Source organism: Rickettsiales bacterium Ac37b (genome assembly GCA_000746585.2).
Classification (GTDB): domain Bacteria; phylum Pseudomonadota; class Alphaproteobacteria; order Rickettsiales; family Arcanibacteraceae; genus Ac37b.
On record CP009217.2, the window covers coordinates 1,295,807 to 1,310,780 of the forward strand.

Below are 14,974 nucleotides of genomic sequence, written 5' to 3' on the forward strand. Positions count from 1 at the left end.
GTTCGTTTTTTATGAATAAACGTAGTAAATCTTCAAATACTAAAAATATTAACAATTCAGCTGAAAAGCCTCAAGATAATTCCAGTAGTAATGCACATCCTTCATTAACTACAGCTCTAAAAAAGATATTAGCAAGAGGAAAAGGGCAAGGATTTATAACATATGATGAAATAAATGATATGTTGCCTCAAGAATATTTAACTTCTGAACAAGTTGATAATGCGATTACTGCATTATCTGAGGCAGGTATTAATGTAATTGAAAATCAGGATGAAGATGAAGAAATCACGCTAAATGATGATGACAATGGAGAAGGATTATCAGAAGAGGTAGAGGAAGAGGAAGAGGAAGAGTTAGCTACAACTGATGATCCAGTTAGGATGTATTTGCGTGATATGGGAGGTATAGAATTACTCTCACGCGAGGGAGAAATTGAAATTGCTAAGCGTATTGAAGAAGGTCGTGAAACAATGTTGTATGCATTGTGTGAAAGTCCTCTAGCACTTAAGCAATTCATTACTTGGCATGAAGATTTAACAAATGAAAAAATATTACTAAGAGAGATCTTAGATCTTGATGCTATGTATGGTACTGATACGGAATTTAGTGAAAGCGAAGGGTTTGAAGGAGTTAAGCCTACTAAATTTAAGGCTGATGGTGAAGATTACGATGAAGAAGATGAAGAGGAGTATGATGAAGAAGATGAAGAGGATTATGATGAGGAAGGAGAAGAAGAGGGTGATACTTCATTACTTGCTATAGAAGCAGCTTTACTTCCTGGGGTGCTCGAAACATTTAGTAAAATTTCTGATGTATGTACTAAATTACTTGAAATACGTGTTGAAGTTTTAGATTATTCCTTAGAAAACCATAAACAGAGTGCTAATAGTAATTGGGCTAAAAATATTAAGAAACATAGTAAAGAGTTAGTGAATTTAATTAAAGAATTACATTTAAATGAAAAATGCGTTGAGGCATTAATAGACCATTTATATGGTTTAAATAGAAGATTAATAAGCCTAGAAACAAATTTATTACGTCAAATATCAGCATATGAGATAGATCGAAAATCCTTTTTAGACAATTATATTGGTAATGAGATGGGTCTTTCTTGGATAGAAAATCTAGCTGCTAAAAATAAAAATTGGAATAATTTATTATCAAGTGAAGGGGAAAAAATAAAAAAGTTTCACCACGAAGTTATTTCCATAGCTAAATCTGTTATTCTACCAATTACTGATTTTAAGCAGTTGGTGCAGATGATTCAAAAAGGAGAACGTTCTGCTAATAAAGCCAAGAAAGAGATGATTGAGGCTAATTTACGTTTAGTAATTTCTATTGCTAAAAAATATGCGAATAAAGGTTTACAATTTTTAGATCTTATCCAAGAAGGTAATATAGGGTTAATGAAAGCTGTAGATAAATTTGAGTACAAGAGAGGTTATAAATTTTCTACCTATGCTACTTGGTGGATTAGACAAGCTATTACACGTTCGATCGCTGATCAAGCACGTACTATTCGTATACCTGTACATATGATTGAAACAATTAACAAGATTGTACGTACTTCTCGTCAAATGCTGCATGAGCTTGGCTATGAGCCTACTCCTAATGAAATTGCAGAAAGACTTGCAATGCCTGTAGAAAAAGTGCGTAAGGTAATGAAAATAGCTAAAGAGCCTGTAAGTTTAGAAAATCCTGTAGGAGATGAAGAAGGTAGTTCTTTAGGGACATTTATTGAAGATAAGAATGCCATTTTACCTGTTGAAGCTGCAATACAATCTAATTTAAGAGGGGTTACAACAAAAGTATTACTTAGCCTTACTCCAAGAGAGGAAAGAGTGTTACGTATGAGGTTTGGTATTAGTATTAATACTGACCATACTTTAGAAGAGGTAGGACAGCAGTTCTTCGTAACACGTGAACGTATTAGGCAGATAGAATCTAAAGCTATACGTAAACTTAAACATCCAAGTAGATCAAAAAAATTACGTGGATTCTTGAATACATAGGGTAAAAATATGTATGCACGTTTGAGCGTTGTAACTAGCTTAATAGTATTAAGTGTAATACTATCATATTATTTTCTTGATAGGGAAATAGTGTATTTTTTTGATGCATTAAATACACGTCAATATAAGATTTTAGATTATATAGCAGAGATTCCAGGCATAGTTCTATCTTTAGTACCTATAGTAATACTATATTTAGGGTTAAAGCTTATAGCAAATAAAATAACTGTTTTGGATAATAGGTTATATATTATATCTTTAGCTTTGAGTATAAGCTTTACTATAAGAGAAATTTTGAAAATAATCTTTGGTCGAAGCTGGCCCTCAACCTTTTATAATAATCCTTCATTGTTATCAGATAATATGTACAGTTTTAACTGTTTAAGTTTTAATCATTTATATAAAAGCTTTCCGTCTGGGCATATGATAGCGATGTGTAGTATAGCTGTAGTATTATCTATCCTTTATCCTCAAAAAAATATGTATGGTGGGTTATCACAGCTATTGTTGGAGTATGCCAATTAGTATTATATTATCATTTTTTGAGTGATATTATTGCTGGTGCTTATATAGGAGCTTTAACAGGCTATTTTACTGTGACATATAATTTACGTTTTCGTTCGTTATAATTATTATTTAAATAAGGACTAAAATAACTTTAGTGACTATAATTATTGAAACAGAGAGGCTATTGCTGCGAACTTGGAAAAAAGAAGATGCAGATATTTATTTTCAAATTAACCAAGATTTAAAAGTTATCGAATTTCTCTGTGGTTCATTAACTATGGAACAAGTGGTTAAATTTATTGATGCTGTAAATATTAATCAAGAAAAACATGGATATACATTATGGGCTACTGAGTTAAAAAAAACTGGTGAATTAATAGGTTTTATAGGTCTTAATTATACTAACTTTGCTGCACATTTTACTCCAGCAGTGGAAGTAGGGTGGCGTTTAGGATCTAAGTATTGGGGCAAAGGCTATGCTACTGAAGGAGCTAAATCTTCAATAGAATATGGATTTAATCGCTGTAAATTAAAGAAAATTGTTTCATTTACAGTGCCTGCAAACTTGCGCTCTATTGGTGTAATGGAAAGGATTGGATTAAAACGAGATTTTGGTGGCGACTTTGCGCACCCAAAATTAGAACGTAATCACCCTTTATCACTTCATATTCTGTATAGATTAATCAATGATAAACTTGAATAAGTAATATGACTATTTATTTGATTGTAAGAATACTATTAAGCTATATTTTACTAGGTGTAAATAAAATATATATAGTAAAAACATTTGAATTTGCATACGGCGTCATTCGTTGCTCACCTAGCAATTAGTAGGCTTTGCTCCTCATTCCTTGTATCAAACTTCAACTGTTTTTACTATAGTAAATTGATTTGAATCTGGGACGCGGTTATAGCTGTTGCAATTTAAATATTACTTTGTTGTTCGTTGCCTACAATAGTATTTCTACGCTTCGCGTCTCGTATTATTTAAATTACCTTTGCTATAGATCAAAGCTCTCCTGCTATAGTAGTGTCAAATGGAGATGACACTCGGAATGAGGAGGCGAAGCCTACTAATTGCTAGGAGAGCGACGAATGACGACATATGCATCTTCATTTGAGACTACTATACTTGTAGGTTTCGTGCTGTTTGCCCTCGTCTCAAATACAATTTAATTTACTATAGTTTATAATAAAGAACTAGGTTAAGCTGCTTCTCTTTCTGCCAAAATATCTGTTAGTTTATCTGCAGCTTGCTTAGTATCTATATTTTCAACAGCAGCAAACTCTCCAACTAACCTTCCTAGAGCTGTTTCATATATTACACGTTCGCTATATGACCTATCAGGGTCATCAACGTTTTTATGAAGATCTCGTACAACTTCAGCAATTGAAACTATATCTCCTGAATTAATTTTATTTTCATATTCTTGAGCGCGGCGACTCCACATACCTTTATAAACTTTAGCTCTACTTTGCAATGTACTAACCATTTTCTGTACAACTTCATTTGAACTAATAGCTCTCAAGCCTATTATACCAGCTCTTTTAACAGGAACACGTAATGTCATTTTTTCTTTTTTAAATTCTATTACATATACTTTAAGTTCAACTCCACCTATAGCTTGCACTTCTTCTTTGATAATTTCACCTACACCGTGTGAGGGATATACGACACTATCTCCCACTTTGAAAGTAGTATTATTGGACATCATCACTCCTCTGAATTTATTAGTATGTTAATTATGATCAGGAATACTTTATTTGAATATTTAATGAATTAATATAAATTCACATATAATTTATTATAACATAAAAATAAGTTAAAATAAAGCAACTTTTTCACTACATTCTTACATTATTAAAGATGTAATTAAATCGTTATCATAGCAAAATAAAATGGTTGTTTTGAGGTCAGTATTTTGCTATTAATTTAAAGCAAAATTTTGCAGCGCACATTTATGGGGAAATTAATTATGTCTAATACTGATCAAGACCTTTTTTTTACATTACTCAAAGAACATGAAATAGAATTTATCGATTTTAGATTTACAGATTCTGTAGGTAAATGGCATCATACCTCTTATTTTGTGGATGCTATTAATGAAACAAATTTAAGAGATGGATTACCATTTGATGGTTCATCTATTGCGGGATGGAAAGAAGTTAATGAATCTGATATGCTACTTATTCCTGATATTAAGACTGCTTTTGTTGATCCTTTTAGCGCTTCCCCTACACTTGTGGTATATTGTGATGTGTTTGATCCATCCACAAAAAGTAATTATACAAGAGATCCAAGAAGCACAGCAAAACGAGCAGAAGCATATTTAGAAACTACTAAAATAGCGAATAAAGCTGTATTTGGACCAGAAATAGAATTTTTCATTTTTGATGATATACGCTTTAAAGTTTCCTCTAATAAAATATCCGTAGAAATTGATTCTGAAGAAGGGCCTTATAATTCCGACAAGAGATATGAAGCAGGCAATAATGGTCATCGTCCTAAAATTAAAGGAGGGTATTTTCCTGTACAACCTATAGATTCTTTAAGTGATATTAGGGCAGAAATGTTATTACAATTAAAATCTATTGGTGTAAAACCTATAGTACACCATCATGAAGTTGCTCCGGGTCAATGTGAACTAAGTTTTGTATTTGATACCTTAACTAATACAGCAGATAATGTACAAAAATGTAAATATGTTATCCAAAATGTGGCTCACTCTTATGCAAAAACTGCCAGTTTCATGCCTAAGCCTATTAAAGATGATAATGGTTCTGGGATGCACCTTCATCAATCTTTGTGGCAAGATGCAAATCCATTATTTAATGGTAATGAATATTCTGGGTTATCTGAATTATGCTTATATTATATAGGGGGTATAATTAAACACGCTAGGGCGATTAGCGCTTTTAGTAATTCAACTACTAACAGTTATAAAAGGCTTGTACCTTGTTTTGAAGCCCCAACTTTACTTGCCTATTCTGCAAGTAATCGTTCAGCTGCTATACGTATACCATATGTTTCTTCTAAGGAAGCAACAAGAATTGAAGTACGCTTTCCTGATCCCAGTTCTAATCCTTATTATACTTTTGCAGCTATGTTAATGGCTGGGTTAGATGGTATAGAAAATAAAATTCATCCTGGCCAAGCATTTGAAGAAAATTTATATAATATATCACAAGATAAAATATCTTCTATATTAAGTACACCTACATCTTTAAGAGAATCTTTACAAGCTCTCAAAGACGATAGAGATTTTCTAAAAAAAGGTAACGTATTTTCTGATGAGCAATTAGACGCCTATATAGAATTAAAAATGAAAGAAATTAATGAAGTTGAGCGTACACCTCATCCAATTGAATTTTTATTATATTATAGTGCGTAATTATTACACACTAATTTTTTTTATTCTTTTTAGAAAATTTTAGGCTTGCATAGCTTATTGCTATCTGCTAAAAACACTGGTGGATGGATGTCCGAGCGGTTTAAGGAACCGGTCTTGAAAACCGGCGTGCGGGTGACCGTACCGTGGGTTCGAATCCCACTCCATCCGCCATTTATCAAAGACTTTGCTCGGGGCTATATAGTAAATTAAATTGTATTTGGGACTAGGCTAATAATAAACGAAGACTACAAATAGTAGGAGAGCTTTGAGTTAACTGCGTACGCAAGTTCAAATCAGTTTACTATACATAAAATCTTACTTTTAACGTTCATAACTAAATGCTTGTATGATTATATCTTTGAAGGTTTGAATTCGTATGGATCTTAAATTTCAAAAGTTAGAAACATCGCATTTTCCACTGTTATATAAATGGCTAATGACACCGCATGTACGTAAGTGGTGGGATAACCATGTTGCATGGACCCCAAAATTAATTGAAGAAAAATACAGCCAATATGTAAAAGGTTATAAACGGTTGATACTTACAACTGGAACAATTCAAAAACCCTTTCATGCTTATATAATTTTAAAAGATGATCAAGAAATTGGTTATATTCAGTATTATAATAAACACGATTTTCCATCAGAATACGGTTATGAGATCTCAAATTTACCCCTAAATCTTGCAGCAATCGATTGGTATATTGGTGAAATAGAATATTTACACCAAGGCATTGGTACCAAAGCTTTAAATCTTTTTATAGAAAATTACGTATTCTCACATTTTGACGCTGTATTTGTTGACCCAGATTCTGGAAATGTAGGAGCAATTCGTAGTTATGAAAAAGCAGGATTTGTTCTAGAGGAGACGCTTAATGAAATCACTTGGATGCTAAAGAGAAAATTATAGTTTGAGAATTTTGGTAAGATTATCTAATCTATTTAATTATTATATCCATTATTTATTAAAATATTAATACTTAGCGTATTAAATTAATAACTTGTTAATAACTGTTTGATACCATGAGTATTTCACATGACAAGTTAATAAATTTTAATTGCTGGAGGTCACTATGACTATGACTTTGAGTAGAATGATTTTTGGTCCTCATCACGGTTTTGCAGGTTATTATCGTTATTATAAGCATGTAGAATGTAACGATGAAACATACAGGCTACCTAGACAGTATACAGAAAATTTTGAAAAGGCTATGTATAATAGCTATTTAGAGATAAAGGAAAAAAACTTAAAGGCAATAGATTTGGGAGAGCAATCTGGATATAAAGTTCCTACTTCTTATGGTACTTTTAAGGTGATATGTGCAAATGAACCTTGTGGAAATGGATATACTGTAAAAAATATTCTTATCCGTGAAGATATAAACAAACTTCCAAGTGAGGAATTTATTAATAAATATTTTGATGATGATATAAAATGCCTACAAATTTGTTTCAATCCATCAGATGAGTATGTTGAATAAAAATAGCATTATATAAACATTGTTGAATTGATTAAAAACCATGAGGTCACATCTATATAGTAAATTGATTTGAACTTGCGGACGCAGTTAGCTCAAAGCTCTCCTACTATTTGTCCTACTTCCGGACAAAAAAGTGAAATAATGAGCAAGAAATGATGCCATACCCGCGAAAGCGGGTATCTCATGTGTCTGGGACATTAGAGTGTATCTTAGATATAGCCTCTCTTACAATTTTTACTGTAGTAGGCAACAACACTCTTTTAGCAGGAGAACAATGTAGTAATATTAAAATTACCTTAACTATAATAAATTTTAATTTATGGAGGTTTATATGGCTCTGACTAGATTAATGTTTGCTCCTCATCACGGTTTCGAACTTTTTTATCATTATAAGCATGTACAATGTCATGGCAATCTATTTAAAATACCTAGGAAATATTCAGAAAATTTTGAAATAGCTCTACAGAAAAGCCAGTTAGAAATAAAGGCAAAACACTTAAGAGAAATAGATTTAGAAGAACAATCTGGCTATAAAATTCCTACTTCTCATGGTAGTTTTATAATAACATCTGCAAATGAATCGTGTGGATATGGATATATTGTAAGAAATATTATAAACCGTGAAAGCGCAAACAAATTTACCAGTGAAGGATTCATTAATAAATATTTTGAGGACACTATAAAATGTCTACAAATTTGTTTCAATCCATCAGATGGGTATATTGAATAAAAATAGCATTATATAAACATTGTTGAATTGATTAAAAACCATGAGGTCACAGCTATATAGTAAATTAAGTTGGAAGACGTACAGCATCGATCCTTGTATTATTCTTAAACTCTAATTTACTATATAACATTATTATAGATATTTAACCTTTAAAGACAGACTCAAAAATATTATTTACGTGAGTAATATAATGCTTTGTATCACATAAGTCTTCTATTTCATTATTAGTAAGATATTTAGATATTATAGTATTTTCTAATAATAATCCTTTAAAATCCTTACTTTCTTTCCACGATTTCATAGCAATAGTTTGGACAATTTGATATGCTTCTTCACGTGATAAGTGCTTTTGAGTTAATGCTAATAAGACTCGTTGAGAAAAAATAAGCCCATAAGATTTAGCTATATTCTTTTTCATATTTTCTGGATAAATTATTAAATTATCTATAATAGAAATAAGGCGGTGTATAGCAAAGTCTAAGGCTTGTGTGCTATCAGGGCCAATAACACGTTCTACAGAAGAATGAGAAATATCTCGTTCATGCCACAGAGCAATATTTTCCATTGCAGGTAATGCATAACTTCTTACTAAGCGCGCAAGTCCAGAAATGTTTTCGCTCATAATAGGATTCCGTTTGTGTGGCATAGCAGAACTACCTTTTTGCCCTTCTGAAAAAAACTCTTCAGCTTCTAAAACTTCAGTACGTTGTAAATGCCTGATTTCAATAGCAAGTCTTTCAATAGAACTGCTAATTAGTGCAAGTGTTGTAAAAAATGCAGCATGTCTATCTCTTGGAATTACTTGAGTTGAAATGGATTCTGATATTAAATTCATTTTTTTTGCAACATATTCTTGTACAAAAGGATCAATATTTGCAAAAGTTCCTACAGCTCCAGAAATTGCGCAGACAGAAATTTCTTGTTGTGCTCCCTTTAAACGTTTTAAATGACGGCTAAACTCAGCATAAGCATATGCGAATTTAAGTCCGAAGGTAATTGGTTCTGCATGTATGCCATGGCTTCGCCCCATGCATATGGTATCTTTATGTTCATAAGCTCGTCTTTTTAGTATGATCAAGAGCTTTTCTAAACCTTGGATTAAAATTTCTGATGCCTGTTTTAATTGCACAGAAAAGCAAGTATCTACTACATCAGAACTCGTCATGCCTAGATGAATAAATCTTGAATCTTCTCCTACATATTCTGCTACATTAGTAAGAAATGCAATTACATCATGTTTGGTGGTTTTTTCTATTTCATTAATTTTATTAATATCAAACTTACCTTTTTGCCATATATTTTGAACAGATTCTTTAGGTATAATTCCTAATTCACTCTGAGCTTCACAAGCATAAGCTTCGATTTCAAACCATATTTTATATTTATTTTCTTCTGACCAAATATCAGACATTTCTTGTCGAGTATAACGTGGTATCATATTATTCCTTATTAATTTACTATAGTCATTTGAACTTGCTACGTCATCGCTCTTTGCTCATCCAGCAATTAGGAGGCCTTGCTTATTGCGCACTTAGTATCAATTGATAAACTGTTTTCATTATATATTTTTACCATAGGCAATAAATAAATCATTTACAAATTTTTCTTTACCATACATTAGAGGTTTATTATCATGCGTTTTAACTGAGCCTCCTGCAGCATTTAGGATTGCATGTCCTGCAGCGGTATCCCATTCCATGGTTTTACCAAAGTTAGGATAGATATCAGCTTTTCCCTCAGCAATCAAACAAAATTTTATAGAACTAGAAGCAGTCATAACAGATTTTAATTTAAGAGTATTGAGATAAGAGTTTATTTGACGATTACGATGATGTGCGCTAATTATAGCTACTACTTCATCCCAGTTATTATTGACACTAATAGGTATAGTGGAATTATTATGTTGTTTATATGCTATATTATGTTTATTAAAGTACAACGTTTGGCTAAGAGGAGCATATATTACGCCAAATATAGGATATTTATTATGTACAAGTGCTATATTTACGGTAAATTGTCCTGTTTTATTAATAAAACTTTTAGTACCATCTATAGGATCAACAAGCCAAAAAATTTTCTCATTAATATGTATAGGTGTTTCATCTTCTTCAGAAATGACTAATATATCAGGGGTAATATGATTTAAGGCTTGTACTATAAAATTATTTGCTTCAATATCAGCTATAGTGACTGGTGAATTATCAGATTTGATTTGGACGGATAAAGGTTGACTATAAAAATCCATTATTAAATCTCCAGCTTTTAAAGCTGTGTTTATAATTTTTTGAATCACCGCATGGTTTAGGAAATCAATCATTTTTTATCTTTAAATATATGCAATTCACTGATTTAGCTATCTTTCTTTCAGCAAAAAAGCATGGTGAGAATAATGCTATAGCTTCTATTTTAACTAAACAACATGGTTTATACAATGGTATAATTAAAGGTGTGAATAATAAAAAATTAAATTCGCTATATCAACCCGGTAATATTATAAATTTTGTATGGAAAGCCAGATTACCTGAGCATTTAGGGTGGCTACAAATTGAATTAATTGAATCATTACCTTATAATATATTGGTTGATAAAAGAAAGCTTTTTGCTTTTTCAGGTATGTGCAATATCTTAAGTCAGGTCTTGCCTGAACGAGTACCAGAAGAAAAATTATTTAGAGAATTCTGTCAGATATTTACCCTTGCCAAAAACAATAATAATCATTGGTTAATAAAATATATAATGTTTGAATTGCTTTTATTATTTGAATTAGGATTTGGAATGGATTTAAGTGAATGTGCAGTAACTGGTACGGTAGATGATTTATATTATGTATCACCTAGATCTGGACGTGCAGTTTCAAAGAAAGTGGGTGAACCTTATCATAATAAACTTTTTATACTTCCAAGCTTCTTTCTAGAACAAAAAAGTTTTGATATGATAAATAATCAGGAATTGAAACAAGGTTTGCTCATTACAGGATATTTTATAGAAAAGCATTTATTAGCACCCAAATATATAGTTTTACCGTTAGTAAGAATGAAACTGCTGGAAATAATTGAGAAAAATTAAAGAGGATTATTATGAAATTGATTGAAGAAAAACTTAAAATATTGGATCCGCTATTTTTAGAAATTAAAGATGATACAGACAAACATTCTAACCATTTTACTGCCATTCCAGGAGTAATTACTCACTTATCGGTGAGTATTGTATCTGATAAATTTATGGGTTTAAATAAAGTAGAAAGGCATCGAATGGTATATAATATATTGCAAGACGATTTACGTGAATATATGCATGCTTTATCTCTGAAAACTATGACTAGAGACGAATATATAAGAAAATAAGATTTGAGTACTAGGTAAAAAACTATAGTAAATGTATCCATAAATTATACTGCTACTATCTTAATTCCAAGGGTATAAATTTTATACCCTTGTAGCTAATTATTCATTTCAACATTTTATAATAAACTTTATATATTACATCAAATATTATGCTAAATGCAGGAATATAATAGACATTTAGAGATGTTTAAGCTAGATTTTCCAAAATGAAAGATTTAAATAGAATGTTATGGCGTTAATATTACAAAAATTTGGCGGTACTTCTGTAGCAAATATTGAGCGTATTAATAAAGTTGCTTTGAGAGTAAAAGCTGAAGTAGATAAAGGGAATGAAGTGGTAGTTGTAGTATCTGCTATGGCTGGTGTTACTGATCAACTAGTTAGTTTAGTTAATAATATATCGACATTATCTAAGGCACAATCATGGGCTGAATATGATTCTATAGTCTCTTCTGGAGAGCAAGTAAGTTCTGGGTTATTAGCTTTAGCTTTACAAAATTTAGGTATACAATCTAGGTCATGGAGCGGATGGCAATTACCATTTAAAACTGATAAAGCACACAGTAAAGCTAGAATAGAAGATATAGATGTGACGCCAATTCTAAATGGCTTAAAAGAAAAAGAAGTAGCAGTAGTAGCTGGATTTCAAGGTATATCACCTGATTACAGAATTACAACTCTTGGTAGAGGAGGTTCTGATACCTCTGCCGTTGCGTTAGCTGCTAAGCTCCATGCAAAGCGATGCGATATTTATACTGATGTAGATGGTATTTATACTGCTGATCCAAGAATTGTGAACAAGGCTTGTAAACTTGCAAAGGTATCTTATGAAGAAATGCTTGAAATGGCTTCTTTAGGGGCAAAAGTATTACAAACCAGATCAGTAGAAATGGCTATGAAGCACCATGTGCCTTTATGTGTACTTTCAAGTTTTAATGATATACCAGGTACTTTTGTAGTAGATGAGGATAAAGATATGGAAAAAAAACTTATTACCGCTGTAACTTATAGTCGTAATGAAGCTATGGTTGTTTTACGTGGTATGCCTGATCAGTTGCAGATATCAGCTGCAATTTTTGGACCTCTTGCAGATGCGAATATTAATGTAGATATGATTGTAAAAAATGTAAGTGAAAATGGTGATAAATCAGATATTACATTCACTGTGCCTAGGGAAGATTTACATAATACTGAACAATTATTATATCAAGAGAGTGGTTCAATTAAATTTGAATCGCTTACAGCTTACGCAAATATAGCAAAAGTTTCGATTATAGGAGTAGGAATGCGTAGCCATTCTGGTGTTGCAAAGCAAATGTTCCAGGTGTTAGCTGACAAGGGGATAAATATAATAGTAATTTCTACTTCTGAAATAAAGATTAGTGTGCTGATTAAAGAAGAATATATGGAGCTCGCTTTGCGTAGTCTACATACAGCATTTGAATTAGATAGAGAAGAAAATTTAGAGGTATAATAGTGCTAAAATTGCTAATATATACTCAGATTAAATGCCATAATGATAAAATTAACTAATATTTAAGAAATAGTTTTTATTATTCATTTCTTTATATAAAAATTTTTTTTGAAATATATCAAAATATGAAAATTTATTTTGTATTTTTGGCTTTTTTATTTTCTAATATTAATATTAGCTTAGCTAATTCGTCTTCACTGTTAACTGACGCTCAATATTGTATGCGTTATTTTTCTTTTTATGAAAGAATTAATAAAATTCCGAGTAATTTATTAAAAGCGGTCTCTCTTACAGAAACGGGTAGGTGGCACCAAGAATCTAATCAACATGTGCCATGGCCATGGGCAGTTAATATAGGTGGTAAAAGTTATTATTATAAAAATAAGTATGAAGCTATATCTTCAGTAAAAAAATTTTTAAAAGAAGGAAAAAAGTCCATAGATGTAGGTTGTATGCAGATAAACTTACATTATCATCCCGCAGCCTTTAAGAATTTAGAACAAGCATTTGAGCCTAAAACGAACATAGCATATGCTGCTACTTTTTTACGTAATAATTTTGAAAAACATTCAAACTGGTATAATGCAATTGCTGCTTACCATTCTGAAACTAACTCGCTTGGACATCCTTATGCACAAAAAGTTTTATCTCATTGGCAGGCGATTAAACGTACACCAGTAAAAAGAGTAAATAGATATAAATATCCTAGGATTATGACAAGTAATGTGAATTCATCAAGAGTAAGAAGCGTAGGCAATTATGTATCTAGGAATCATAATCGTAGAAAATCTAATATGTTTGTGAGGGTACGTAATCCTAAGAATAATTATAGGGTACAGACTGAACAGTTAAATATAGTGGAGAAAATAGACCAAGATATAACAAAAAATGGGATATAGTAAATTGATTTGAATCCGGGACGTTGTCGTATCAAAGCTCCCCTACTATTTGTAGGTTTTGCTCTATCTACCCTCGTCCCAAATACAACTTAATTTACTATATTAAGATAAAAGTTTATTGATATAAGAAGTAATTTATTATATGGAATCTATTATGTTTAATATTGTTTAATGGTATTATAGTGGATAATAAATATAAAGCCGCCGATTTATTATTGGCTATGTGTCCTAATATTATCAGCTTTCAATCTACAACTTCCTATTATAAATTATATATACATTATAACTTGCTTGGTGAACCAGTGATTACTAGGTATTGGGCTGGGAAATTTAATAGAAAATCTAGCACAAATCATATTATGGTTTCTATGGATAAATTAGAAACTATGGTGGCAGGTTTGATAAAAAAATATTACAGTCTTATAGGGTAGTAGAACCACTATTTAGTAAGGTTTTTGTGTATCATCCAATAACTATTATAAGAACAATAAAATGTTTAAAGATCGTTGTGACGCTGGGAAAAAACTAGCATCTTTACTCTCTAAATATAGAAACGCATCTAATACTATAGTTTTAGCTTTACCGCGTGGAGGTGTACCTATTGCTTATGAAATTGCTAAAGAACTTGTTCTTCCTTTAAATATATGTCTTGTTAGAAAGCTAGGTGTTCCTTCTTATCCAGAGCTTGCTATGGGAGCAATTGCTTTATCTGATACCATCTTTTTAGACAAAACATTAATTAAACAATTTAATTTAACTATGCAAGATGTACAAAAGGTTATTGATCAAGAAATAAAAGAATTAATTAAGAGAGATAAATTGTATAGAAATAATAAACCTTACCCTGTATTAGAAGCTAAAGAGGTGATTATAATAGATGATGGATTTGCAACAGGTGCAACGGCCTTGGCAGCAATCTCTTATATCAAAAAACACGGAGCTCAAAAGATTATTTTTGCTGTTCCAGTAGGACCAAGTGATATTGAAGCAATTCTAGAGCCTTATGTTGATGAAATTGCATGTTTATGTAAATTAACTGATTTTTATGCTGTTGGTCAAGCATATCAAGACTTTTCGCAAGTCCTGGATGAAGAAGTATTATCTTTATTACGAATGAGTGATTAAATATTATTTC

16 protein-coding genes and 1 tRNA gene are annotated in these 14,974 nt (G+C 31.4%); 14 read left to right on the forward strand and 3 right to left on the reverse strand.

Annotated features, from left to right (window positions below):
- The first annotated feature begins 11 nt into the window (after positions 1-11).
- From sigA to NOVO_06565, 3 genes are all read left to right on the forward strand, one after another.
- Positions 12-2,012, forward strand: coding sequence for an RNA polymerase sigma factor RpoD (sigA, locus tag NOVO_06555; protein ID AIL65661.1), 2,001 nt, complete (start codon positions 12-14; stop codon positions 2,010-2,012).
- Positions 2,013-2,021: 9 nt separating this feature from the next.
- Positions 2,022-2,537 (forward strand): hypothetical protein, encoded by a 516-nt coding sequence (locus NOVO_06560; protein AIL65662.1) that lies wholly within the window; start codon positions 2,022-2,024, stop codon positions 2,535-2,537.
- A gap of 136 nt (positions 2,538-2,673) precedes the next feature.
- Complete coding sequence (locus tag NOVO_06565) at positions 2,674-3,222, forward strand: hypothetical protein (protein AIL65663.1); 549 nt, start codon at positions 2,674-2,676, stop codon at positions 3,220-3,222.
- 502 nt (positions 3,223-3,724) lie between these two features.
- On the opposite strand, the gene NOVO_06570 is transcribed toward NOVO_06565, so the two are convergent.
- Positions 3,725-4,231 (reverse strand): RNA polymerase-binding transcription factor CarD, encoded by a 507-nt coding sequence (locus tag NOVO_06570; GenBank protein AIL65664.1) that lies wholly within the window; start codon positions 4,229-4,231, stop codon positions 3,725-3,727.
- A gap of 264 nt (positions 4,232-4,495) precedes the next feature.
- Between NOVO_06570 and glnA the strand changes: the two genes are divergently transcribed.
- From glnA to NOVO_06595, 5 genes are all read left to right on the forward strand, one after another.
- Positions 4,496-5,911 (forward strand): Glutamine synthetase, encoded by a 1,416-nt coding sequence (glnA, locus tag NOVO_06575; protein ID AIL65665.1) that lies wholly within the window; start codon positions 4,496-4,498, stop codon positions 5,909-5,911.
- 81 nt (positions 5,912-5,992) lie between these two features.
- Positions 5,993-6,082, forward strand: a tRNA-Ser gene (locus tag NOVO_06580).
- 205 nt (positions 6,083-6,287) lie between these two features.
- Positions 6,288-6,821 (forward strand): Aminoglycoside N(6')-acetyltransferase type 1, encoded by a 534-nt coding sequence (locus NOVO_06585; protein ID AIL65666.1) that lies wholly within the window; start codon positions 6,288-6,290, stop codon positions 6,819-6,821.
- Positions 6,822-6,984: 163 nt separating this feature from the next.
- Entirely contained in the window at positions 6,985-7,392 is a 408-nt protein-coding gene (locus tag NOVO_06590; GenBank protein AIL65667.1) for a hypothetical protein, read from the forward strand.
- A 331-nt stretch (positions 7,393-7,723) separates the two neighbouring features.
- Positions 7,724-8,122, forward strand: coding sequence for a hypothetical protein (locus NOVO_06595; protein ID AIL65668.1), 399 nt, complete (start codon positions 7,724-7,726; stop codon positions 8,120-8,122).
- A 142-nt stretch (positions 8,123-8,264) separates the two neighbouring features.
- Here the strand turns inward: NOVO_06595 and purB are convergent, their stop codons facing one another.
- Together purB and cysQ are read right to left on the reverse strand one after the other, a co-directional pair.
- Positions 8,265-9,560 (reverse strand): Adenylosuccinate lyase, encoded by a 1,296-nt coding sequence (gene purB / locus NOVO_06600; protein AIL65669.1) that lies wholly within the window; start codon positions 9,558-9,560, stop codon positions 8,265-8,267.
- Positions 9,561-9,680: 120 nt separating this feature from the next.
- Positions 9,681-10,439 carry a 3'(2'),5'-bisphosphate nucleotidase CysQ gene (gene cysQ, locus NOVO_06605; GenBank protein AIL65670.1) on the reverse strand — a complete coding sequence of 253 codons (759 nt, stop codon included), beginning with the start codon at positions 10,437-10,439 and terminating at the stop codon, positions 9,681-9,683.
- Positions 10,440-10,456: 17 nt separating this feature from the next.
- Here cysQ and NOVO_06610 point away from each other — a divergent pair, with 17 nt between their 5' ends.
- The 6 genes from NOVO_06610 to NOVO_06635 all read left to right on the forward strand — a co-directional run bounded on the left by NOVO_06610 (position 10,457) and on the right by NOVO_06635 (position 14,964).
- Positions 10,457-11,188: a DNA repair protein RecO gene (locus tag NOVO_06610; GenBank protein ID AIL65671.1), complete on the forward strand. Its 732-nt coding sequence runs from the start codon at positions 10,457-10,459 to the stop codon at positions 11,186-11,188.
- A gap of 11 nt (positions 11,189-11,199) precedes the next feature.
- Positions 11,200-11,466, forward strand: a complete 267-nt coding sequence (gene bolA / locus NOVO_06615; protein ID AIL65672.1) for a BolA family transcriptional regulator — start codon at positions 11,200-11,202, stop codon at positions 11,464-11,466.
- Between the two features lie 229 nt (positions 11,467-11,695).
- Positions 11,696-12,940, forward strand: coding sequence for an Aspartokinase (gene lysC / locus NOVO_06620; GenBank protein AIL65673.1), 1,245 nt, complete (start codon positions 11,696-11,698; stop codon positions 12,938-12,940).
- Positions 12,941-13,065: 125 nt separating this feature from the next.
- Positions 13,066-13,839: a Transglycosylase SLT domain protein gene (locus NOVO_06625; protein AIL65674.1), complete on the forward strand. Its 774-nt coding sequence runs from the start codon at positions 13,066-13,068 to the stop codon at positions 13,837-13,839.
- Positions 13,840-14,003: 164 nt separating this feature from the next.
- Positions 14,004-14,270: a hypothetical protein gene (locus NOVO_06630; GenBank protein ID AIL65675.1), complete on the forward strand. Its 267-nt coding sequence runs from the start codon at positions 14,004-14,006 to the stop codon at positions 14,268-14,270.
- A gap of 61 nt (positions 14,271-14,331) precedes the next feature.
- Complete coding sequence (locus tag NOVO_06635) at positions 14,332-14,964, forward strand: Phosphoribosyl transferase domain protein (protein ID AIL65676.1); 633 nt, start codon at positions 14,332-14,334, stop codon at positions 14,962-14,964.
- Positions 14,965-14,974 lie beyond the last annotated feature (10 nt).